The following is a 22983-nucleotide window of genomic DNA, read 5'->3' on the forward strand; positions in this document are numbered from 1 at the left end:
TTCTCGCTTGATGAAGTCATCTTAAACCAGATTAAATGACTTATTTACTGAAGAATCATTCAACGCTCTTCAATTTAAGACCATTTTTAAAATTTGTAAATGACAAAAGTCAACAGTTTGTATCGGCGCTTCTTCATGGACCAAGTGCCCGTATCCTGCCCAATGCACGCATTGAGCGTCATCCAATAACGTCAAAGCTTGGTTGGCTTGTTCGGGCGGGACGGTGATGTCATTGTCACCAATAAGCATGCGCACCGGACAATGCAATTGTTTCAGTTTGTGTTCGCCAAGGGACAAATCCCACGCTGCCATCATCTTCAATGCGCCTTGTGCATGCGATGGGCTGGCAACCAATTGGGCGTACAAGTCTTTGCCTCGTTGATCCAATTGGGAGCCTGTACTTTGCAGTAATTTGTCGAGCATGCCGACGCTGCTGGCCTGACGTGCAAACCAATGTGGCACCAGACGGGACATCGCCAATAACTTGGCCGCAGGCGGAAAAAGTAAACCAGCCCATCCCGGCAGTGGCAGCCAAGCTGGGTTGATGCCTATCAATACCCCTGGTTTCAATTGCTGGTCCAGCACCATTTGCGCGGCAATCGCTGCGCCAGCCGAATGGCCGATGAATGCATCTACAGGCCATTTCAAATGCGTTAACAAGTGGCCTATGCTGTGGGCCATGCCAGGCAAAGACATGCCCTCATTGTTTGCCAAACTGCTGAAGCCGTGTCCCGGCAAATCGATAGCCAACACTTGGGCCTTTTCTGCCAATGGCAAAAAAAGGTCGCGCCAGGTGTGAGAAGACGCACCGGTACCGTGAAGCAACAGCAAACGAGGTCCTCGCGTACCCACTTGTTGCACATGCCAGCGAATCCCTGCAGCTTCCACAAACTTGCTGAATGTGGCGTTCGGCCAGTCATGGCGGTGTAATTCCCAGTCCATTGCAATCAACTTGAGGCGGGGTTGCGCCAAACGGGTGTGGTTGACGGTGCGGTTTGCTTTTGCCACATGGGTGTGGACTGGGCTGACGTGGACGCTAGGGGTTTACCGGTTTGGGCGGCATTCACCGCTTGTGCCATTCGGTTGCCGTTGGCCAGCGGCAGCGGCACGTAGCGGGCGCCCATTTCCTTGGCCAATTGCTGCGCCTGCGGGTCGGGCCGGGCGCTGGTATCGAGCCAGATGGCGGGAAGCCCATGACCCCGCCAAAGACGTGCCAAAGTGAGCGCATCCTCTAGCGCTTGAGCCCGCCCGCCTTGACCTTGCAGACTTATGTTCGGGCGTCCGTCGGACAACATCACCAAGCTGGGAGAATGCCCTAGCCGTTGTTCCGCTAACGCCACTTGCAGGCTTTGTTCAATGGCTTTGGCCAATGGCGTACCGCCACCGCCGGGCAGACCAGAGAGGCTGCGTTTGGCGCGTACCAAGGATTTGGACGGCGGTAACAACACCTCGGCGGTGGTTCCGCGAAAGGCTATGACGCACACTTGATCGCGTCTGGCATAAGACTGTGCCAGCAACAACTCGACCGCTCCCTTGGCTTCTGCCAACCGGTGCAGTGCCGCAGAACCGGAAGCGTCAATAGCGAAGATGAGGCAGGTGGGGCTGTGTTCGGCAAAGCGGTGCACATGAAAATCCTCGGTGCGAATCGCCAGTCTGACGTTGGTATGGGCGGGCAGGCGACGCAATTTTTGTCTCGGTACTGCGGCGTTCAGCGTGGCCAACACATGCAAGCGCGCGCCTTGGCGCGGGTTGCCTGCCCGTGGCGGCATCGGTGTACCGCGCAAAAAACTCATCTTGCGGTCTCCACTGCGCCCCTGTCCGCGACTGGCGAGGGCGGGTTTGTAACCCTGGGCCAGTTGTGCCAGCACATCTGCAGGCAGGCAGGCCATCGCGGCTTCAAGCATCATCTCGGCCATATGCTGTGGGTCAACTTCGGGCTCGTCCAGTTCTTTTGCAGGCGGTTCTGAATCTTGCTGCTGATCGGGCGGCGGCGGATCTTCAGGCGGGTTGGTTTGCTCTGGGGGGGCAGGGGGAGGCTGCTCTTGCTGGGCATCCTCAGGTGGCGGCGGCAGGCGGGTGGCGCGTGGCGTGATCACTAAACGGGCGGCGCGACCGAGGTCCTCGTCTTCGAGCACATCACAGCCGCGCAAAGCAGCCATGATTTTCGCCAATTTGATGGCTGCCAAGGGCGCGCGCAAACTGTCTACACCCAAAGCTATGGCGGTTTGGCAGATGGCTTGGACTTGCAAATCGCTGACTGGCATGTTCTTGGCATGCGCACGCAAGGCCTCCAAATCGAGCGCGGGCAAGGTGTCCAATACCATCCGGGTTTCCTCAGATTCGCCACCCGAGCGGCCCATGGAACGCAAATCCAGCCATACCCCCAAGCGCTCTTGCAAACCGCCGGTCATCGGCGGTTCGTCATCCAAGGCCTCGTCCAAAGCAGCCACGCCTATGAAAGTGTCTTGCGTCATGCCGCTGCTGCCTAGAGTTACCTGCCCTTGGTCCAGCACCTGACCCAAAATGGCGGCGGTGTCGTTGGGCAGTCGCTCGGCCATGGGTAGCATCAACACAGTGGGGGTAGTTTGCAGCAGCAATCCGGCCTGGTAAACGGCTCGCCCTGCATTCAATGTGGCACCCAAGTCAAGCCCGCCGAGCAAGCGTTCGGTGTCGGCATGGCCAGGCAGTCTTCTGATCAACGGATGCAAATGTGTCAGTTCTGCCAACCACTTGTCACGAACCGGCCCGTGCGGCGCACGCACCCAAATTCCGCGCAGGCCAGCCGGATCGATGCTGAGTGCGGCTGCAGCCCATAAAGCGTCGTCCCAGGCCAGGTTCACGCGCCCAATACCTCCTCAAGCGCACGTTGTACCCGCGCGCCCGAACCGGTGTCGTCCAAAGGATTGCGGCGCAAGCGATGGCGCAAGGCCAATGGCGCGATGGCGCGTAAATGCGCCGTTGTGACGATTTTTTTCCCTTGAATGGCTGCGTATGCACGGCTGGCACGCATCAAGGTGAGTTCGGCACGCAAACCATCGGTGCCTAGTTTTTGACAGAGTTGGGCACAGGTTCGCAACAAGTCGTCACCGGCTTGCACCTTTTCAAGTGTTTTACGCGCTTTCACTATGTGTTGACGCAAGGCGTCGTTGTCAGCTGCGAAAGTTTGGCGAAATGCCTCGGGGTCTCGTTCGAATGCATCGCGGCGTTTAATGACCATGACCCGCTGATCCAAATCTTGAGGCGTGCGTACTTCTACCGACAGGCCGAAGCGGTCTAACAATTGCGGACGAAGTTCGCCCTCCTCCGGGTTGCCGCTGCCGACCAACACAAACCGCGCAGGATGCCGAATGCTCAGGCCTTCACGTTCGACCACGTTTTCACCCGAAGCGGCAACGTCAATCAGCAAATCGACCAAATGGTCTTCAAGCAAATTGACTTCATCAATGTAAAGAAATCCTCGGTTGGCCTGAGCCAGCAGGCCGGGTGAAAAAGCTTTGACGCCTTGGCTGAGCGCTTTCTCCAAATCTAAGGCGCCGACCACGCGGTCTTCAGTAGCGCCTAAGGGCAAGTCGATGACCGGCACCGGTTTGCTTTCAGTGGTGATTTTTTGACCCGATTTAAGGCTGGCGCAATCCGGGCAACCGCTGCTCCCACTTTTGGGGTCGCAACCGTATCTACACCCTTTGACCACTTGGATGGGGGGAAGCAAATCTGCCAACGCACGCACTGCGGTGGATTTACCAGTGCCTCTGTCACCCAATGCGAGCACACCGCCGACTTTGGGGTCGACAGCAACAATTTGTATTGCCAATTTCATTTCGTCTTGACCGACGATGGCGGAAAAGGGGAAGGGAGTAGCCATGGAGTAATCTTACGAAAGGCGCACAGAGACACGGTCACCATGCGTAAACAGGGAATACATGGGATTAACCTTGCGTCGCTTCGTACACGCCTTCCAAACGGTCTTCCAACTCGTCGCTGGCTTGCTGCAATTGCTTGAGCATGTCAGCATCAGGCGTCCAGTAAGCGCGTTCAGAGGCTTCAATCAAGCGGTTGGCCAAACGGGCTGAAGCGGTGGGGTTCAGCTTGGCGAGTCGATCGCGCATTTCGGGGTTGAGCACAAAGGTTTCTGAAAGTTGTTTGTATACCCAAGGTTGCACTTGCCCGGTCGTGGCAGACCAGCCCACAGTATTGGTGATGTGCACCTCGATTTGTCTGACACCTTCGTAGCCGTGCTCAAGCATGCCTTCGTACCACTTAGGGTTGAGCATGCGGGTGCGGGTTTCGAGCGCTACTTGCTCAGACAGACTTCGAACAGTGCCATCGCCTCGGGTCTGGTCGCCGATGTAAACCGGTGTATTTTCCGAGCCACCTTTGGCCTGGCGCACCGCTCGCGTGATGCCGCCCAGGGTGTCGAAATAGTTATCTACTGTCGTGATTCCAAGTTCGACTGACTCTAGATTTTGGTAGGTCAGTTGCACATCTGCCAATGCGCTTTTCAGTAAACCAGGGTTGGATACAGGTTGTCCGCTGACGCCAAAGGCAAAGCCTTTGCGGGACGTGTAGGTGTTTGCCAGTTCGTCCTCGCTGTCCCAACAGCCGTTGTCAATCAAGTGGTTGACGTTTGCGCCATAACTGCCGTCCATGTTGCCAAACACCCGCAAGGCCGCCGTCGGCATGTCGCAGTTGTGTTCTTGTTGGTATGCCAAGGCATGTTTGCGAATGTAGTTTTGCTCAGAAGGTTCATCCGCTTGAGCGGCCATCAGCGCGGCCTGCGCCAGCATTTTGATTTGCAGCGGTAACAAGTCGCGGAAGATACCTGACAAGGTCACCACCACATCAATGCGCGGACGGCCAAGTTCAGCCAGCGGTATCAACTGTGCGCCGACCAATCGGCCATAGCTGTCAAACCGAGGTTTGGCACCCAGCAAACGCAGCGCCTGGCCGATCTGGCTACCTTCGGATTTGAGGTTGTCACTGCCCCATAAAACAATGGCTACGGATTCTGGAAGCGGGTTACCGTCGTCCATGAAACGCGCGATCAGTTTGTCGGCTTGTTTAGCGCCGTCTTGAACAGCGAATGCGCTCGGTATGCGAAACGGATCAAAGCCATGCAGGTTGCGACCAGTGGGCAGCACGTCCGGCGTGCGAAGCAAGTCCCCGCCAGGGGCTGGGTGTATGTATTTGCCGTCGAGGGCGCCCAGCAGGCCTTCGATTTCACTGTTCTTACCCATCAGCACATACGTCTTGACCAAGGTTTCAAATAACTTTGTAAGTTCATCGCTGGCTGGCTGGCCGCTGAGCTCGGCTGCCTGAGCAGCACTCTGGCCTTGCACAATCGCATGGATCGAGGCTGGCGCGACCTCACCCAACTGCTGACTCTCTGCCATGGCGCTCAACATATCCGTGTACTGTGAGTCTGTGTAAGGTTTACCCACCACATGCAAGCCATGCGGAATCAAGGCGTATTCAAGTTCCAAAATCTGGGTGGACAGTTGCCCTATCGTGTGCTGAACAGATGGCAAACTGTGTCCGTCTTCAGCGATATGCCACACAGGTTCGGCGGGCAAGAGGTCAATAGCGGCAGCTTGCGCCTGAATCAATTCAGCCAAGCTTGCCATTTCAACCGATTCAGACGGGCTTAAATTGCGCCAGCGGTCTATGGATGCTTTCAGATCTACCAAGCCGCTGTAGAGACCAGCTTCTTCCACCGTGGGTGACAAATAACTGATGAGCGTAGCGCCGCCTCTTCGCTTGGCAATAGCGCCTTCTGAGGGGTTGTTGGCGGCGTACAAATAAAAGTTTGGCAAGTCTTGGATCAATCGGTCTGGCCAGCAACTGCCCGCCAAGCCGGTTTGTTTACCTGGCATGAATTCCAGCGACCCGTGTGTGCCGAAATGAAGTACTGCATGAGCCGCAAAGTCTTCGCGCAGGTAGCGGTAAAAGGCCGAGAAAGCATGCGTTGGTGCAAATCCGCCTTCAAACAACAGGCGCATCGGGTCGCCTTCATAGCCAAAGGACGGCTGTACCGTGACCAATAAATTGCCAAACTGATGACCGAGTACAAAAATAGACTCACCGTTGGAGAGTTGTTTGCCGGGTGCTGGGCCCCAATGCGCTTCGATGTCGGCAAGATAGCGTTCACGGCGCACATGGTCTTGCGCAGCAATCAGCGTGTGCACATTGGCGTCCGCGCCGTATTGCAATCGGTTGCCTTCCAAGATTTGTTGCTCCAGCGCTTCACGCGATTCGGGCATATCCACGGTGTAACCCTCGGCCTGCATGGCTTTCATGGTGTTAAAAAGAGACTCAAACACACCAAGATAGGCTGCGGTTCCCGTGTTTCCTGTGTTTGGCGGGAAATTGAAAATCACCATGGCCACACGACGCTTGGCGCGTTCACTGCGGCGCAATGCCACCAGTTTGGCCACCCGCATGGCGAGCATGGAGGTGCGTTCCGTGCACGTGAACATGTCTTCCTGATGGTGCTCTTTGGTGAAGGTGCAGCGTTGTTCACAGCCGGTGCAAGTCACGCCATCGGCACCGGGTCGTCCCCCATAAACCATGGGAACCACGGAGCCGTCAAGCTCTGGTATGGCCACCATGATGGTGGACTCAACGGGAAGCAGACCCCGACTGGAACTGCCCCACTGGTCTAAGGTTTGAAATTCAACCGGGTGCGCCGCTATGTAAGGGACATCGAGTTGGCCCAAAATTTCTTCTGCGGCGTGCGCATCGTTGTAAGCAGGTCCGCCGACCAGTGAAAACCCAGTAAGCGAAATAACCGCATCTACTGTGCATTTGCCGTCTTTCATGAAGTAAGTTTGAATGGCAGGCCGAGAGTCTAGGCCAGCGGCAAAAGCTGGAACCACTTGCAAGCCCTGAACTTCCAATGCGGCAAGCACCGCATCGTAGTGTTGCGCGTTATTGGCAATCAGGTATGAGCGTAAAAGCAATATGCCAACCCGCCCTTTGGCGACCCCATGCTTGACCATCACTGGTAAGTTGTTGAGGTCTGCATCCAAGCGAGGTTGCATGCGCGGGTGATATACGCCGACTTCCGGGTATTCGGCAGGTGCCGCTACTTTCAGTAGGTCATTGCTCTTAGGTATGGCGTGTTTGGCATAGCGATCAACCAAGTAAAGCACCAGGTTGTGTATGTTTTCCTGTGAGCCGCCCAGCCAGTATTGCAAGGTCAGAAAGTAAGCGCGTAAGTCTTGCGCAGTACCAGGTACAAAGCGAAGTATTTGTGGCAGACGGCGCAACATCTTCATTTGTTTGGCGCCGGCAGATGCGTCCTGTCCAGCCTGAGGTTTACTGCCGCGCAGTTTCTTCAAAAACGCCATCGGTCCGGTGCTTGGCTTGTTCATGTCCAGCTTGCCCATGCGGGTGAGTTTGACCACTTCAGCCGCAGACATGATGCAGACCATGGCGCTACAGTTCTCGCGTCGGGCTTGGAGGTCAGGCAAAATCGGCTGGAAATGGTCTTCCAGAAAAAGCATGGTGACGATGATGATGTCGGCGTTGGCAATGTCTGACCGACAACGTGTTAACTTGTGCGGATCTGCAGAGTAATCGGAAGCTGAATGGATAGAAAAACTCAGGCCAGGAATCAGGCGCATCAATGCAACGCGTGCTTTGCCAGCCGCGCTGTTGAGGTGCGTGTCCATGGTCAGAATGACCACTTTGAGAGCGTTGCTGACAGATGAAATTTTCGTCATGCCTGAGTTGCTTTTTCTCTGTTGGTAAGGGAAATACCTTGATGGTGTTAATGTGTCAATTCAGATTGACATTACAAGGTGTATAGCCAAATTTATAACTAGGGAAAACCCTTGAATACTGAAAATCTCACCAGTCAATCAGGATCAGTCGGTTCGTCACCACAAATCATGTCTGAAACACATGCAATAGCGGGTGTCCAAAGTCATTGGCGCAGCCTGCTGGTGTCATTCGTGATCAGTTTCAGCGTGGCTGGTCTGGGCTCTGCATTGACAAACTTGGACGACTGGTATTTCTCACTTAAACAACCTGCTTGGAAGCCACCAGACCCAGCTTTCGGCCTGATTTGGTCAGTGATCTTTACGCTCGGGGCACTCAGTGCCTGGATGGGGTGGCATGCCTGCCCCGCACGCAGGCAAAGAATGCAATGGCTTTTTTTATGGGCCTTGAACGCCTTTTTCAATATTTTTTGGAGCCTGATTTACTTTCAATGGCACCGACCTGATTGGTCGATGATTGAACTCTTATTCATTTGGCAAAGTATTGTGGCTTTGATGGTCTTTGTCTACCCTTACCGGCGTTTGTCGGCTTGGCTGTTGCTGCCTTATCTGGCCTGGGTCACGACGGCTGGGGTACTGAATTACTCGACCATTGTGCTGAACGGACCATTTGGAGGCTGAAACAGTGGAGGCGGCACAGGTCTTTACTTGAGCGTCAACCTAGGGTATCTCTATAACGTTGTGTAGCAATGTCCCGGTGTAGGCAAGAATACCGGGGTGTTTACCCCAAACGGGGCATTTTTTTTAATCTTCGGAGATCCTTATGACAAGTCGTCGCGAATTCGTAATTCAACTCAGTGTGGGCAGTGCTGCCCTGTTGGCAGGTAGCCAAGTGTTTGCTCAAGCCATGGTAGATGAAAAAGATGGCCAGGCTGCGGCCCTGGGTTACAAAGCTGATTCCTCTAAAGTGGATGGCAAAAAATTCGCGACACACAAGCCGGAACAAAATTGTGGCAACTGTGCCTTGTTCCAAGGCAAGGCCGGTGACAAAGCAGGTGCGTGCCCACTGTTTGCTGGTAAACAAGTCGCTGCAGCAGGCTGGTGCAGTGCTTACGCCAAAAAAGGCTGATTAGAAATCTCTGATTTCTTGACAGACAAACCCCTGCGGTGCTTAACCACAGGGGTTTTTTATTGCTGCTAAGCTACCAAGGGTAAACCCCTTATTGTCAACTCTAGTTGACACATTTAAGCTCAGCGGTAGCGCCTAAAAACGGGCGTGACAGATTGCAGGAGACGGCCACATGACCCCATTGTTAGACAGTATCCAATCGCCAGCGGATGTGCGGTTGCTGTCAACCTCTCAATTGCCCGTTCTGGCCAATGAATTGAGAAGCTTTTTGATCGAGACAGTGGGTAAGACCGGAGGGCATTTCAGTTCTAACCTGGGCACTGTTGAACTTACCGTGGCACTGCATTACGTTTTCAATACGCCGCACGACCGTTTGGTATGGGATGTGGGGCACCAAACCTATCCCCACAAAATATTGACTGGCAGACGCGATCGCATGGGCAGTTTGCGTCAGCTAGGCGGCATCGCCGGTTTTCCTAAACGCGATGAAAGCATATTCGACAATTTTGGTACTGCGCATTCTTCTACCAGCATTTCTGCCGCATTGGGCATGGCCATGGCGGCCAAACAAAAGGGTGAGCACAGACACAGCGTGGCCATCATCGGCGACGGCGCCATGACGGCTGGTATGGCCTTTGAGGCCATGAACAACGCAGGCATCTCGGATTGCAATATGTTGGTTATTTTGAACGACAACGACATGTCCATCAGCCCGCCCGTCGGCGCATTGAACCGTTATCTGGCGCAATTGATGAGTGGACGTTTTTATACGGCAGCCAAGGAAGTAGGGCGCCAGGTTCTGAAAAATGCGCCGCCGTTGTTCGAATTGGCACGCCGCCTTGAGCACCAGACCAAGGGGTTGATTCTGCCAGCCACTTTGTTTGAAAAATTCGGCTTCAATTACATCGGACCGATTGACGGGCATGACCTTGAAGCCTTGATTCCTACGTTACAAAATATCAAAGGTATGTCCGGGCCGCAGTTTCTTCATGTTGTGACCCGCAAAGGCCAGGGCTACAAACTCGCTGAAGCCGATCCGATTGCCTACCATGGGCCTGGCAAATTCGATCCCAAGGTGGGTTTGCTGCCACCTGCCACAGTGCCTAAACAAACCTTTAGCCAAGTGTTTGGCAACTGGCTGTGCGACATGGCGGCGCAGGACCCCAAACTCGTTGCTATCACGCCGGCGATGCGTGAAGGGTCGGGCATGGTCGAATTTCACCATCGCTTTCCAGACCGATATCACGATGTGGGCATTGCTGAGCAGCATGCATTGACATTCGCCGCTGGTCTGGCATGTGAGGGTTTAAAGCCGGTAGTCGCTATTTACTCCACGTTTTTACAGCGTGCCTACGATCAGTTGATACATGACGTGGCTTTGCAAAAGTTGCCTATGGTGCTGGCCCTAGACCGCGCGGGTATTGTGGGTGCCGATGGCCCTACCCATGCGGGCGTGTATGACATTCCTTTTTTGCGTTGTATCCCACAGGTCAGCATTGCTTGCCCTGCGGATGAAAACGAATGCCGAATGTTACTCAGCACCGCACATGCGCAGGATCACACTGTCGCTGTGCGCTATCCGCGCGGTGCTGGTGCGGGTATCCCTATGTCCTCTGGCTTGGCCATGCTGCCTTTTGGCAAAGGTGAAATTCGCCGACAAGGAAAAGGTGTTGCATTGCTGGCTTTTGGTACTTTGCTGTATCCCGCTTTGCAGTCCGCCGCTGCATTGAACGCGACGGTGGTCAATATGCGCTGGGCCAAGCCTTTAGATACCGAGTTGCTGTTGCAAGTGGCTGCCAGCCATGAGGCGCTGGTCACCCTAGAAGAAGGTGCTCTCATGGGTGGCGCTGGCTCTGCCGTTCTTGAAGCATTGCATGATGCAGGCGTTCATCTGCCTGTGCTACGCCTTGGTGTGCCAGATGTATTCACTGACCATGGTGACCCTGTCAAAATCATGTCCATGCTTGGACTTGATCACGTTGGTATTGAGGCGTCTGTTCGCCAAAGATTTAACCATTTACTCATTGCGGAAGATACTGCGGCAGTTAGCAATCTAAAGCTCGTTGGCTGATAGAATTTTTTGAATAAAACCACCTTTGATTGGAGTTCGTATGGATCGTCGTTCCGCTCTTAAAAATGCAGGTATTGCAGGCATACTGGGTGCCGGCATTGCACCCGCAGTACATGCCCAAGAAGCCATTCGTTGGCGACTGGCTTCCAGTTTCCCTAAATCGTTGGATACTATTTACGGTGCAGCTGAAACCTTTGCCAAAAAAGTCAGCGAACTCAGCGGCGGTAAATTCGTTATTTCCACCCACGCTGCGGGTGAGCTTATGCCTCCGTTTGGTGTGGTCGATGGAGTGCAAAACGGTACGGTTGAAGTTGGACATACCGCGCCTTACTATTTTTTCGGTAAAGACGAAACCTTTGCTTTGGGTTGCGCCGTTCCTTTTGGTCTGAACAGTCGTCAGACGACTGCTTGGATGTTCCAAGGCAACGGTATGAAATTGATGCGCGAGTTCTACAAGCAATACAACATCATCAATTTCCCTGCCGGTAACACCGGTGTGCAAATGGGCGGTTGGTTCCGCAAGGAAATCAAGTCGGTTGCGGACATGAAAGGTCTGAAATTCCGTGTGGGCGGTTTTGCTGGCAAAGTGATTGAGCGAATGGGCGGTGTCCCGCAAAACATCCCTGGTGGCGAAATTTACCAAGCCTTGGAAAAAGGCACCATTGATGCAGCTGAATGGATCGGCCCATACGATGACCAAAAACTGGGATTCAATAAAGTCGCACCGTTTTACTACTACCCTGGCTGGTGGGAAGGTGGTCCAGAATTGGACATCTACATTAACGACAAGGCCTACAACAGCTTGTCAGATGTGAATAAATCCATCATCGAATGTGCATCTGCCTTTGCCCACGTCGATTGCCAGGCCAAGTACGATGCCCGTAACCCGGTTGCATTGATGCAACTCGTGGCAGGGAAAACCAAAGTGCTGCCCTTTCCTAAAGACATGATGGATATTGCCTTCAAAGAATCCATGGCTTTGTACGAGGAAATCAGTGCCAAGAACCCGAACTGGAAAAAGGTTTACACCGATTACTCAGCGTTTCGCAAACAACAAAACCTGTGGTTCCGTTTCTCTGAGGCTTCATTCGACCGGTATATGCAGAGTGTGAAACTCTGATTTTTTGGCGAAAAATTCAGTCGTTTTAAAAGTGACTGTGCACCCCAAAAGCCGGATCTCCATCCGAGTTTTTGGGGTGTTTTTCATGGGGCAAGAGAAAACTAAAGCGGGCAGTAGCCGATCAAGCTATGAAAGCTTGATCGGACACATTATTTTTTCTCGCCTTCTTTGTTCATAGACTCTTGCATCATTTTCATGGGATCGTCTTCGGGCTTGGTTTCGGTTTCAGCACCCGGTTGGGGTGTGGCAGTTGGGTCGGCGGCGTTGTCGGCATCCTGAGTGGCATTCATCATCTCAGTTTGCACTTGCTCTGCGTTCAGACCTTCTTCCTTGTCCAGCCCGCTAGAAACAATAGAAGGGAATGCAATGATCAGACCAACCATGATGATTTGAATGATCACAAATGGAACGGCACCCCAGTAAATTTGCATGGTGGTGACAGGTGCAATTTCTTTTTGCGAAGGCTTGTCAAAATAGGCTTTGATGGGAGCCACGCTGCGCAGATAAAAAAGCGCAAAACCGAAAGGTGGATGCATGAATGAGGTTTGCATATTCACGCCCAACAGCACGCCAAACCAAATCAAATCGATACCCAGTTTTTCTGCCACTGGCCCTAGCAATGGCACTACGATGAAAGCCAGTTCAAAGAAGTCCAGGAAAAAAGCCAGCACAAAAATCAGCAGATTGGTGACTATCAAAAATCCTAACTGTCCGCCGGGTAAATCGCCGAGCAAATGTTCTACCCATTTTGGACCATCAACCCCTTGAAACACCAAGCTGAAGCAGGTGGAGCCAATCAGAATGAACACCACAAAGCTGGCTAATTTGGTGGTGGAGGTCAGCGCCTGTTTGAGCAAGGAATAACTCAGTCTTCCGCGTATCAAGGCCATGATGATGGCGCCCAAAGCACCCATGGCACCGCCTTCAGTGGGTGTGGCGATACCAAGAAAGATAGTTCCCAGCACCAGGAAGATCAGTAACAAGGGTGGTATCAGCACAAAGGTGACGCGTTCAGCCATGTTGGACAGCAAACCGATACGTGCAGTTTTATTGATGACCGCAAGTACAAATGCCAGCAACACACCAGAGCACAACGACACCACAATGGTTTCGTCTGTGGGTGGGTTCGAACCACTGCTGCCCTTGAAATAATCAACGATGGCAGGGTAGCTGTGTGCCAGATAAACAGCCGATACCGTGCATAAGACAGTCAGCAGCAGCAGTGACAGTAAACCGGATTTGCCGTTATCTTCACGGATGGTGCGAGCCGACAAAGGCAGCGCAGGCACCCATTGCGGCCGGAATATGGCAACTCCAACAATAAATAGAACATACATGCCAGTCAGCGCAAAACCAGGAATAAATGCGCCTTTGTACATTTCGCCGACGCTGCGCCCCAGTTGGTCGGCCAAGATGATCAGCACCAAAGAAGGAGGGATGATTTGCGCCAATGTGCCTGATGCTGCGATCACGCCTGAGGCAATGCGACGGTCGTAGCCGTAACGCAACATGATGGGCAACGAAATCAGGCCCATGGATATCACTGAGGCGGCAACCACACCCGTGGTGGCTGCCAGCAAAGCGCCCACAAAAATCACTGCAAACGCCAGACCGCCACGCACCGGACCGAACAATTGACCGATGGTGTCGAGCAAGTCTTCGGCCATGCCAGAGCGTTCCAGTATCAAGCCCATGAGCGTGAAGAACGGGATGGCCAGCAATGTGTCGTTTTGCATGATGCCAAAGATGCGCAAAGGCAGTGCTTGCAATAGCGCTTCTGGAAGTACGCCTAGTTCAATACCTATGAATCCAAAAAACAGGCCGCAGGCACCCAGACTGAAAGCTACTGGAAAACCCAGCAACAAGAAAAAAATCAGGCCCAGAAACATGATAGGGGCCAGGTTGTGAATGAATAATTCCATGGTGTGTATTCCCGCTCAGGCTTTGGATGGTTGGGCTTTGGCTTCGGCAAGTTTGCGAATTTCCTCGGCCAATTCTTCTTCTGCGGATCTCTCACCTTCTTTGAGCGTAGGGTCTGTGATCAGGCCTTTTAAAAAAGCGATGCGCTTGATCAATTCAGAAGCGCCTTGCAACCAGAGCAGTCCAAATCCCAATGGCAACATGGCGTAAACCGGCCATCGAATCAGACCGCCCGCGTTGGAAGACATCTCTCCTGTCATCAGACCTTTCCAGAAAAAAGGCAATCCAAACCAGATGACGGCGGTACACATAGGCAGCATGAAAAAAGCAAAGCCGAAGATGTCGATTTTGGTTTGAGTCTCGCGGGTGAATCGAGAGTAAATAACATCAATCTTGACATGCTCGTTTTGCAATAGCGTGTAGCAAGAGGCTAGCAAAAAAGAAGCCGCAAATAAATACCACTGCACTTCCAAAAAAGCATTTGAACTGTTGTTGAATATTTTTCTCACCAACGCGTTGATGGCGCTGATGAGTGTGGCACCCAGTATCAACCAGATGACATAGCGATTTATCCATGTGTTGAAACGATCTATACCGTTTGAGAATTTGAGCAATCCCTGCATTTCAGGCTCCGACATTTAAGCAAGCGCACATTCTATGCTTACACGGAACTGAATTTTCAGGTTACTGGCTGGATTTGCGCGAGAGTTTGCGGTAAAGCGTGGCGCGACTGATGCCCAAAGTTTTGGCCGCCTGCGCCACATTGCCTTTGGCTTGGGATATGGCCTTGCTGATCATGGCAGATTGAATTTGTTGTAGCGCACCTGTTGCAGCAGGTTGTTGTATGTTGTTACAAGCATGCTGCAATTGGCTGCGAATTTGCAGATTCAGTCCCGACCATAACGGAACCTCCATGGCGTGGGTATCAGAGGCTGCGTCAAACAGCAGCCCCATGGGAATGGCAAACAAATCGTTGGCGTGAAAATGAGCGTCCGGCGCCATACTGAGCATGTCGCGCGCTTGCATATTGGCGCCGAGTACTTCTCCTTCATCATTCAACAACATCAAACCGTCGTTGTCCTCACCCCCAAGACGTCCAGGCCAGTTCATACGTAACAACAAGTGGTGAGCTTGTCTCAACAAAAAAGCGTTGCTGATACTGCGCGAAGACAAAGCCGCCAGATGTTTCAACTCTGGGCGCTCCTGACTCATCACGCCAGTCAAATCCAGCATACCTATGCATTTTCCCTGTCCGTTCCAAAGCGGAGCCCCGGCGCAACTGTAGACAGACGTATCTTTGAAAAAATGTTCACCCCTATGCAGCCAAACTGGTTGTTTTTCAGACAACGCCGCGCTGATGGCAGTGGTGCCGACGGCCTGCTCGCTGAGTTCAACGCCTACGCGTGCAATGGCATCGATACGGCGGTCGTGTCTGTCTATAAAACTTCCCACATCAATCACAATGCCGTTGGCGTCTGTGATCATGGCAAAAAACGAAGTGCCTGCAATCGCGCGTCCAAGTCTTTCCAGTTCGGGATGTGCGGCAGTCACCAATTCACGGTTTTGATCCAAGGTGCGGCGTATATGTGCCTGTGTCAGCGGATCAAAAGCCACTTGGTGGTGTGGCTTCATGCCTGACGATAAACAGCGCTGCCAGCTTTGAGTGATCCAGTCAGGCACCAAAGGAGAGCTGTTCGCTCCCTCATGGAGGATGGCCGCTCGAGCCTGCTCAAGCTGGCTCAATCGGTTGACAGTAACGGTGGAGGTAGTCATGCAGACCGAAATGTGGGGCATGGTGCTGACAACCCGCTTACCGCGCCCAGAGCCACTCAATGGTTTTGATTCCCGCCAGTGTCAATAGCAATGAGCCGAACAAATGCATGGCCGAGGTCAGCAAGGCCATGCCGTAACGCGAGTTGATAAGCATTTGTACCACCTCACTGCTGAACGAAGAGAAAGTGGTCAATGCGCCCAGGAAACCAGTGACCAACAGCAATCTCCATACGGGGTCAAGTTCGGGAAGGTGTTGAAAGGTAGCGACGCACAGACCGATCAGGTAGCCACCGATTAAATTGGCATACAAAGTGCCCCAGGGGAGCATCCCACTCTGGTTGAAATGCACACTGAGTTGCCAGCGTGCCAATGCGCCAACGCAAGCCCCGATACATATTGCAATAACAGCTGACATGGCAAGCCTCGAGTCCAATGGTTTGCAGATTATCAACCGATGTTAACGATGCCGTGCGCGATGACTTGGCCCAGGCCGCATAATCAAAGGCATGAGAAAAACTTATCCGTTGCAAGTTGAAGGACGCCATCCAGACAGAGTATTGGACGCAGTGAAACATGATGTGCGCAAGTACTTGAAGCGTGAGCGCCGCCGCCCTTTGCCGCTAGGCGTGGATTTTTGGGACTTTGACTGCAAATTCGGTCTGAGCGCCGAAGCCGCCGAGAAAATACATTTGTCTGAAGTCATTGCTTCGATTGACGCGGCAGCCAAAGAGCAGGCCGTCCATGTGTATGTAGAAATCATCACCACCCACGGTAAACGTCAACCTAAGCCCATCGCGGTTGCGTCAGAAGCATTGCCAACCGAGGATGAAGAAGACGATCTGCCGGAGTAAATCATGATGTTGCAAGGATTGCGAATTCTGGTGACCCAAGCCGACGTCTTCATGGGACCGGCCTTGTGCGACACCTTGTCCTCACACGGTGCTGAGGTACTGGCAGACACTCAAGATCTCATTCAGCCAGACGCAGCGGTACGCATGGTTCAACAGCATGGACACATAGATGTGTTGCTGGTGAATTTGGCCATGCCCGCACCTTCAACGCTCGCTGGCGAAGTGTCTGAGGATGAATGGCAATCGGTGTTCAACACCATGGTCCATCCTTTGCCAAGGTTGGTCAAAGCCGTATTGCCACAGATGCAGGCGCGCGGAGACGGAAAAATCGTGGTGATGGGCAGTGCCAGTGCTTTGCGCGGCATGAAGCGGGCTTCGAGTTACAGCGCTGCACGCGGCGCGCAACTGGCTTATGTGCAAGCGATTGGGGTTGAGTTGGCGCCGTTGAATATTCAGGTCAACGCGATTGCACAAAACTTTGTCGACAACCCGACTTACTTCCCGCCTGAAGTGCAGGCCAACCCCAGATTCATCGAGCGAATGAAACGCGAAGTGCCCTTGGGCCGATTGGTCAAAGCCAAGGAAGACGCCGAGTTTGCCGCTTATTTATGTTCGCACAATGCCGATTGCTTTGTTGGTCAGGTGTTCCCAGTCAGCGGTGGTTGGGCTGTGCGCTGAGTCAATCTGTCTCCAGTGCCACCAAGCTGTGCAAAAGTGCAGTTTTAAAACGATCAGGGTTTTGAATTTGCGGCGCATGTCCCAGATCGGGGAACAACACCACGCGCGCACCGGGTATGGTTTTCACGGCACGCAGTGCCATTGCTCGGTAATTGCCTAATTGCGATTTAAGCGGTTCATCGACCAAGTCCCGGCCAATCGCTGTGGTGTCTTTTTCACCGATGAGCAGCAGCGTAGGTACCTTGATTTGCCCGAACTCATGAACCACAGGTTGATTGAAAATCATGCCAAAAGTCAGTGCCGCATGCCACGCCACCGTTTCTTTGCCAGGGCCGCGGTACATGCCGGCAATCATTTGAATCCATGGCTCGTATGCCGGTTTCCACTCGTTGGCATAGTAGGTGCTGAGTTGGTAATTGCGTAAGCGCTCGTCGGTGAATGCCAATTCGCGTTGATACCATTGGTCGTCGGTCAGAGGTGGTACGCCCATGGCTTTCCAGTCCTCCAAACCCAGCGGATTGACCATGACCAGTTGCGTGACCTCTGCGGGGTACATCAACGCATAACGGGTGGCTAACATGCCTCCCATGGAATGTCCGATGACCGTCGCTTTTTTGATTTTCAATGAAACCATCAAGGCGTGCGTTTGCCGTGCGAGTTCCACAAAACTGTAAGCATAGTTGGCGGGCTTGCTTGATTTACAAAAACCGATTTGATCCGGCACGATCACCCGTAAACCTGCTTGTTGCAATGCCACTGCGGTGTCATGCCAAGTGGCAGCGCAAAAATTTTTTCCATGCATGAGTACTACCGCGTGGCCGTTAGGCTTGGTTGGCTTGTAGTCCAAATACGCCATTTGCAAGGCTTGGCCTTGGCCGGTAAATGCAAACTCCACCACAGGTGCGGGGTATTCAAACCCCTGCAATTGCGGTCCATAAACCGGCGCATCAGCCAGCGTGTTAAGGCCCACAGCCAGCAACAGCAGGCCAAATAAATGCTTTATGTGTTTTGTCATGCGGTAGCCAGCATGCCCTTGTGTTCAATGAATTTAACAACCGTATCCAAACCGCTGAGTGTTTTCAAATTGGTCATAACGAATGGTCTGAGACCTTGAGGCCCAGTGCGCATGCGTTCGGTATCGGCTTTCATCACGTCCAAGTTGGCGCCGACGTGAGGCGCCAGATCGGTTTTGTTGATGATGAACAAATCGCTTTTGGTGATGCCAGGCCCGCCTTTGCGAGGAATTTTTTCGCCGGCGGCGACATCGATCACATAAATCGTCAAATCACTTAATTCAGGACTGAACGTTGCGGCCAGGTTGTCGCCACCGCTTTCCACAAACACCACATCAGCGTCAGGAAATTTTTCCAGCATGCGGTCAATCGCTTCCAAGTTAATAGACGCGTCTTCACGAATGGCGGTGTGCGGGCAACCGCCAGTCTCTACACCCATGATGCGCTCGGCAGGCAGTGCACCGCTGATGGTCAGCAGTCGCTGGTCTTCCTTGGTGTAGATGTCATTGGTGATGGCGATCAAATCGTATTTGTCACGCATGGCTTTGCACAACATTTCAAGCAAAGTGGTTTTGCCCGAACCGACAGGCCCACCAATGCCGACGCGCAGAGGAGGGAGTTTTTTATGGCGATGGGGAATGTGGTGAAGAGGTGTGCTCATGATCTGAAAAGTCGGGAGTACTGGGTTTCGTGGCGCGCCGACAAAATGGCCAGGCGCGGTGTATAGGATTGTTGTTGATTGTCGGGTACAGACAAGGCATGGTCGATTGCAATGGGTATGTCCACACTTAATGCAGCGAGTATGCGCTGTCCGCTGAGTTGGCCCAAGGGCACCGATTTGATGGCGGCTTGCACCATGTTTTCCGCCCAACCGAAAGCGAAAGCCAGCAAGCCTTCGCGCGGTTCAATGCGTTGCGTGTTTAAGGCCAGCGCAAACACGATGGGCCAGGTCGGCGGCAAGCATTCACAGCATTGCATATCTGCTTCATCTGCCGCTTGGTGATTGCGTAACCAGACCAACAAAGAACGTCCCATTTGTTCGGTTTGCAAACGCATTTCAAAAGTTTCGCGTGTTTGCATCACCCAGTCGCTGAGTTGTTGCAATGCGGCTTGGTCGTGTGTTTGCCAGGCATGCATGGCTTGTGCAACGACTGGCAATTCGCTGCGCGCCTGCACCAGATGCAGTTGATCTATCAGCCATTGTTGGGCAGAGCTTTCATCGGTGATCAAGTCGTGTTCAACCGCCGCCTCCAAAGCTTCCGAGTAGGAGAAGCCACCCACAGGTAAGGCGGGTGAGGCCAGTTGCATCAACCAAAGCAAGCGGTGGGCGGGGTTCATAGCCGCTGGCGTTATTGACATGGTGAAGGTGTTTGCGTGATGCAATGCAATGGAAAGTTCAGTTTTGATTGATCAGTGCGAGTGGTCATGGCCGCAATCGGGTCCGTGCACATGCCCTTGGTCGTGATTGTGGTTGTGGATGTGGTCGTGGCTGTGTTCATGGTGCGCGTGGCCAGTGTGCGATGCGTGCTCGCCGTAAGCACCGTTTTCTGGTTCGAAGGATTCGTTCACCGCAACCACAGTCATGTGCATGTCGCGCAACATGTCAGCCAGTACATGGTCGGGTTCAATTTTCAAATGATCTGCTTGAAGTTCAATGGGTACATGACGGTTACCCAAATGGTAGGCGGCGCGGGTCAAATCAAACACACTGCCATGGTCCGGGCAATGGGTAATACGTAGCACCGGTTGCGGTGCGGCCAGCACTTTCAGCAATGAGCCATCTTCACCCACCAGCACATCACCACCGCGCACTACTTGCCCGCGTTGCAAAAAAATACCAACACTGCGACCGCTGGCGTCGGTGGTTTCAAATCGGCTTTTCTGTCGCACATCCCAATCCAACATCACGGTGGTTGCGCGTCGGAGTAAGGCATTGGCCAGACCGCGGCCTTGGCGTATGAGTTTGGAGTAATGAATCATGGATAAAGAATCACCTGCTTGTTGTTGATGCCGAATGCCCGACAAATTAGCCACATGGGCCTTGTGCGTCATTTGAATAACTGCCTACCTCAGAACAGGAAGTAGCGCTGCGCCATCGGCAGCACACTGGCAGGCTCGCAGGTCAACAGCAAACCATCGGCACGCACTGCATAAGTTTGCGCATCGACTTCCATACGCGGTGCATAGTCATTGTGCAGCATATGACGCTTGCCCACCCCTCGAATGTTTTTGACTGCGCTCAAGGTTTTGTGTAAACCGAATCGTTCACCGATACCGGCGGCAAATCCTGCTTGCGACACAAAGCTGAGCGAGCCTCGGTGCAAAGCGCCGCCGAAGGCACCGAACATCGGTCGGTAATGTACGGGTTGCGGAGTAGGTATAGAGGCATTGGGGTCACCCATGGCGGCCATAGCGATGAAACCGCCTTTCATGATGATGAAAGGTTTGACGCCGAAAAACGCAGGTTTCCACAACACCAGATCGGCCCATTTGCCAACCTCAATACTGCCCACCTCGTGGCTGATACCGTGTGCGATGGCCGGGTTGATGGCAAGTTTGGCCACATAGCGTTTGACCCGTGCGTTGTCGTGTCTGTCGCTGTCGCTTGGCAGTGGTCCGCGCTGTTGTTTCATTTTGTGCGCGGTCTGCCAGCAACGCATAATCACTTCGCCGACACGGCCCATGGCCTGACTGTCGGAACTGAACATACTGATCGCGCCAAGGTCGTGCAGTATGTCTTCAGCGGCAATGGTTTCGCGACGGATGCGACTTTCAGCAAATGCCAAATCTTCTGCAATAGATGGATCAAGATGGTGACACACCATCAACATGTCTACATGCTCATCCAATGTATTGATGGTGTAGGGACGCGTCGGGTTGGTGGAGGAGGGCAGCACATTGGCTTCGCCCACGACTTTCAAAATATCCGGCGCGTGGCCACCGCCCGCGCCTTCGGTATGAAAGGTATGGATGGTTCGGCCTTTGAATGCCGCGATGGTGTCTTCGACAAAACCGGATTCGTTCAAGGTGTCAGTGTGAATCGCGACTTGCGTGTCGGTGTCTTCAGCCACATTCAAACAGTTGTCAATGGCAGCAGGCGTGGTGCCCCAGTCTTCATGCAATTTCAAGCCAATCGCGCCCGCATGGATTTGCTCGTGCAAGGCGTTCGGCAAAGAAGCATTGCCCTTGCCCAAAAAACCCAGGTTCATCGGGAATGCATCTGCCGCTTGCAACATACGCTCTAAGTTCCAAGGACCGGGTGTGCAAGTGGTGGCAAAGGTGCCAGTTGCAGGCCCAGTGCCGCCACCAAGCATGGTGGTCACGCCACTGGCCAAGGCTTCTTCGATTTGTTGGGGTGCGATGAAGTGGATGTGTGTGTCAATCGCACCAGCAGTGACGATCATGCCTTCGCAGGAAATGATTTCAGTGCTGGGTCCAATGATGATGTCCACACCGGGTTGGGTGTCCGGATTACCCGCTTTGCCAATGGCTGCAATGCGTGAATTTTTGATACCGATATCGGCTTTGACAATGCCCCAGTGGTCAATGATGAGCGCGTTGGTCAGTACCGCATCCATGGCACCACCAGATTGAGCGCCGGTACCCAATGGGCCATTACGGGTGCGTTGTGATTGCGCCATGCCGTCGCGTATGGTTTTGCCGCCGCCGAATTTCACTTCCTCGCCATAGCCACCTGCGCGCAAGGTGTAATCGTCTTCTACTTGAATGACCAAATCTGTGTCTGCCAGACGTACACGGTCGCCGACGGTGGGACCATACATTTCTGCATAAGCGCGTTTTTCTATTTGTGCCATCACTTGGCCCCTTTCAATGCACCTTGCACTTCGCCGCGAAAACCATAGATGTGTCGTTCTCCGGCATAGTCGACAAGTTCCACTGTGCGTTCTTGACCGGGCTCAAACCGCACAGCCGTACCTGAAGCAATATTCAAGCGCATACCTGTGGCTGTCTGTCGGTCGAATTGCAAGCCGTGGTTGGTTTCGGCAAAGTGGTAATGCGAGCCGACCTGTATCGGGCGGTCTCCTGTGTTTTTCACCAGCAAGGTACAGGTTCTTCTGCCGGTGTTCAACGCATGCTGTCCGGCATCAATGAACATTTCGCCTGGAATCATGCGGCTCATTTGCGTGTTTCCCACCAAATACCGACCAACACCACTGCAAGTATGAGTAAGCCGAATAAATCAGAAGCGTGCGAGTGCGGTGAGACTTCACCGTGACCTGGGTGCGCCATGGCTTGTGTGCAGACCATCAAGCAGATAAATGGAAGTTGTTTCAACATGGTGTGGTCCTTTGCTGTTGGGGCGTTTAAACAATAGGTTGATGCACGGTGACCAGTTTGGTGCCGTCAGGAAAAGTGGCTTCAACTTGTATGTCTGGAATCATTTCAGCGATGCCGTCCATCACATCGGCGCGACTCAAGATGTGACGTCCTTCGCTCATCAATTGGGCAACCGTCTTTCCATCGCGCGCGCCTTCCATGACGGCGGCGCTGATGAACGCGACGGCTTCAGGGTAATTGAGTTTCAAGCCTCTGGCTTTGCGGCGCTCGGCCAGCAGTGCAGCGGTGAAGATCAGTAGCTTGTCTTTTTCGCGGGGCGTGAGTTCCATGGCAGATTTTGGCTAGTCAAGTGAAGTGGCCAATTATTGACGCAAATTCTGCACCAAGCCACAAATTGAAAAATGTGTGCTT

Annotated in this window: 22 protein-coding genes; 6 read left to right on the top strand and 16 right to left on the bottom strand. The window is 53.2% G+C overall.

The window, feature by feature from the left end:
- Positions 1 to 69: 69 nt before the first annotated feature.
- From bchO to AC9UG7_RS08025, 4 genes are all read right to left on the bottom strand, one after another.
- Positions 70 to 1008, bottom strand: coding sequence for an alpha/beta fold hydrolase BchO (gene bchO / locus AC9UG7_RS08010; protein ID WP_509586362.1), 939 nt, complete (start codon positions 1006 to 1008; stop codon positions 70 to 72).
- Positions 948 to 2840 carry a magnesium chelatase subunit D gene (locus AC9UG7_RS08015; RefSeq protein WP_509586364.1) on the bottom strand — a complete coding sequence of 631 codons (1893 nt, stop codon included), beginning with the start codon at positions 2838 to 2840 and terminating at the stop codon, positions 948 to 950. Before AC9UG7_RS08015 ends, bchO begins: the two co-directional genes overlap by 61 nt.
- Positions 2837 to 3862 carry a magnesium chelatase ATPase subunit I gene (gene bchI, locus AC9UG7_RS08020; protein ID WP_509586366.1) on the bottom strand — a complete coding sequence of 342 codons (1026 nt, stop codon included), beginning with the start codon at positions 3860 to 3862 and terminating at the stop codon, positions 2837 to 2839. The genes AC9UG7_RS08015 and bchI overlap by 4 nt, the downstream gene beginning before the upstream one ends.
- Positions 3863 to 3926: 64 nt before the next feature.
- Positions 3927 to 7721 carry a magnesium chelatase subunit H gene (locus AC9UG7_RS08025; protein WP_509586368.1) on the bottom strand — a complete coding sequence of 1265 codons (3795 nt, stop codon included), beginning with the start codon at positions 7719 to 7721 and terminating at the stop codon, positions 3927 to 3929.
- A 111-nt stretch (positions 7722 to 7832) separates the two neighbouring features.
- Here AC9UG7_RS08025 and AC9UG7_RS08030 point away from each other — a divergent pair, with 111 nt between their 5' ends.
- The 4 genes from AC9UG7_RS08030 to AC9UG7_RS08045 all read left to right on the top strand — a co-directional run bounded on the left by AC9UG7_RS08030 (position 7833) and on the right by AC9UG7_RS08045 (position 12038).
- Positions 7833 to 8399 (top strand): TspO/MBR family protein, encoded by a 567-nt coding sequence (locus AC9UG7_RS08030; RefSeq protein ID WP_509586370.1) that lies wholly within the window; start codon positions 7833 to 7835, stop codon positions 8397 to 8399.
- 142 nt (positions 8400 to 8541) lie between these two features.
- The gene (locus AC9UG7_RS08035; protein ID WP_509586372.1) at positions 8542 to 8847 is read left to right on the top strand and encodes a high-potential iron-sulfur protein; all 306 of its coding nucleotides are present in this window, start codon (positions 8542 to 8544) and stop codon (positions 8845 to 8847) included.
- 172 nt (positions 8848 to 9019) lie between these two features.
- On the top strand, positions 9020 to 10918 hold the full coding sequence (gene dxs, locus AC9UG7_RS08040; protein WP_509586374.1) for a 1-deoxy-D-xylulose-5-phosphate synthase: 1899 nt from the start codon (positions 9020 to 9022) through the stop codon (positions 10916 to 10918).
- Between the two features lie 40 nt (positions 10919 to 10958).
- Positions 10959 to 12038 carry a TRAP transporter substrate-binding protein gene (locus AC9UG7_RS08045; protein WP_509586376.1) on the top strand — a complete coding sequence of 360 codons (1080 nt, stop codon included), beginning with the start codon at positions 10959 to 10961 and terminating at the stop codon, positions 12036 to 12038.
- Positions 12039 to 12187: 149 nt separating this feature from the next.
- On the opposite strand, the gene AC9UG7_RS08050 is transcribed toward AC9UG7_RS08045, so the two are convergent.
- The 4 genes from AC9UG7_RS08050 to crcB all read right to left on the bottom strand — a co-directional run bounded on the left by AC9UG7_RS08050 (position 12188) and on the right by crcB (position 16146).
- A complete protein-coding gene (locus tag AC9UG7_RS08050; RefSeq protein ID WP_509586378.1) occupies positions 12188 to 13960 on the bottom strand; it encodes a TRAP transporter large permease in 1773 nt (590 codons plus the stop codon).
- Between the two features lie 15 nt (positions 13961 to 13975).
- Positions 13976 to 14581, bottom strand: a complete 606-nt coding sequence (locus AC9UG7_RS08055) for a TRAP transporter small permease subunit (RefSeq protein ID WP_509586380.1) — start codon at positions 14579 to 14581, stop codon at positions 13976 to 13978.
- Positions 14582 to 14642: 61 nt separating this feature from the next.
- The gene (locus AC9UG7_RS08060) at positions 14643 to 15731 is read right to left on the bottom strand and encodes a helix-turn-helix domain-containing protein (RefSeq protein WP_509586381.1); all 1089 of its coding nucleotides are present in this window, start codon (positions 15729 to 15731) and stop codon (positions 14643 to 14645) included.
- A 37-nt stretch (positions 15732 to 15768) separates the two neighbouring features.
- On the bottom strand, positions 15769 to 16146 hold the full coding sequence (gene crcB, locus AC9UG7_RS08065) for a fluoride efflux transporter CrcB (RefSeq protein ID WP_509586383.1): 378 nt from the start codon (positions 16144 to 16146) through the stop codon (positions 15769 to 15771).
- 91 nt (positions 16147 to 16237) lie between these two features.
- Here crcB and AC9UG7_RS08070 point away from each other — a divergent pair, with 91 nt between their 5' ends.
- Entirely contained in the window at positions 16238 to 16582 is a 345-nt protein-coding gene (locus tag AC9UG7_RS08070; RefSeq protein ID WP_509586385.1) for a DUF6172 family protein, read from the top strand.
- A gap of 3 nt (positions 16583 to 16585) precedes the next feature.
- Complete coding sequence (locus AC9UG7_RS08075; RefSeq protein WP_509586387.1) at positions 16586 to 17260, top strand: SDR family oxidoreductase; 675 nt, start codon at positions 16586 to 16588, stop codon at positions 17258 to 17260.
- Between the two features lies 1 nt (position 17261).
- On the opposite strand, the gene AC9UG7_RS08080 is transcribed toward AC9UG7_RS08075, so the two are convergent.
- The 8 genes from AC9UG7_RS08080 to AC9UG7_RS08115 form a co-directional block, all read right to left on the bottom strand.
- Positions 17262 to 18275 (bottom strand): alpha/beta fold hydrolase, encoded by a 1014-nt coding sequence (locus AC9UG7_RS08080; RefSeq protein ID WP_509586389.1) that lies wholly within the window; start codon positions 18273 to 18275, stop codon positions 17262 to 17264.
- Positions 18272 to 18934 (bottom strand): urease accessory protein UreG, encoded by a 663-nt coding sequence (gene ureG / locus AC9UG7_RS08085; protein ID WP_509586390.1) that lies wholly within the window; start codon positions 18932 to 18934, stop codon positions 18272 to 18274. The genes AC9UG7_RS08080 and ureG overlap by 4 nt, the downstream gene beginning before the upstream one ends.
- Positions 18931 to 19632 carry an urease accessory protein UreF gene (locus AC9UG7_RS08090; protein ID WP_509586392.1) on the bottom strand — a complete coding sequence of 234 codons (702 nt, stop codon included), beginning with the start codon at positions 19630 to 19632 and terminating at the stop codon, positions 18931 to 18933. The genes ureG and AC9UG7_RS08090 overlap by 4 nt, the downstream gene beginning before the upstream one ends.
- A 51-nt stretch (positions 19633 to 19683) precedes the next feature.
- Positions 19684 to 20253: an urease accessory protein UreE gene (gene ureE, locus AC9UG7_RS08095; protein WP_509586402.1), complete on the bottom strand. Its 570-nt coding sequence runs from the start codon at positions 20251 to 20253 to the stop codon at positions 19684 to 19686.
- Between the two features lie 89 nt (positions 20254 to 20342).
- Positions 20343 to 22088, bottom strand: coding sequence for an urease subunit alpha (ureC, locus tag AC9UG7_RS08100; RefSeq protein WP_509586394.1), 1746 nt, complete (start codon positions 22086 to 22088; stop codon positions 20343 to 20345).
- Positions 22088 to 22405, bottom strand: coding sequence for an urease subunit beta (locus tag AC9UG7_RS08105; RefSeq protein WP_509586404.1), 318 nt, complete (start codon positions 22403 to 22405; stop codon positions 22088 to 22090). The genes ureC and AC9UG7_RS08105 overlap by 1 nt, the downstream gene beginning before the upstream one ends.
- Before the next feature lie 5 nt (positions 22406 to 22410).
- Positions 22411 to 22572, bottom strand: coding sequence for a hypothetical protein (locus tag AC9UG7_RS08110; RefSeq protein ID WP_509586396.1), 162 nt, complete (start codon positions 22570 to 22572; stop codon positions 22411 to 22413).
- 26 nt (positions 22573 to 22598) lie between these two features.
- Positions 22599 to 22901: an urease subunit gamma gene (locus AC9UG7_RS08115; RefSeq protein WP_509586398.1), complete on the bottom strand. Its 303-nt coding sequence runs from the start codon at positions 22899 to 22901 to the stop codon at positions 22599 to 22601.
- Positions 22902 to 22983: the final 82 nt, after the last annotated feature.

This window comes from Limnohabitans sp., from assembly GCF_046052765.1.
Taxonomy (GTDB): domain Bacteria; phylum Pseudomonadota; class Gammaproteobacteria; order Burkholderiales; family Burkholderiaceae_C; genus Limnohabitans.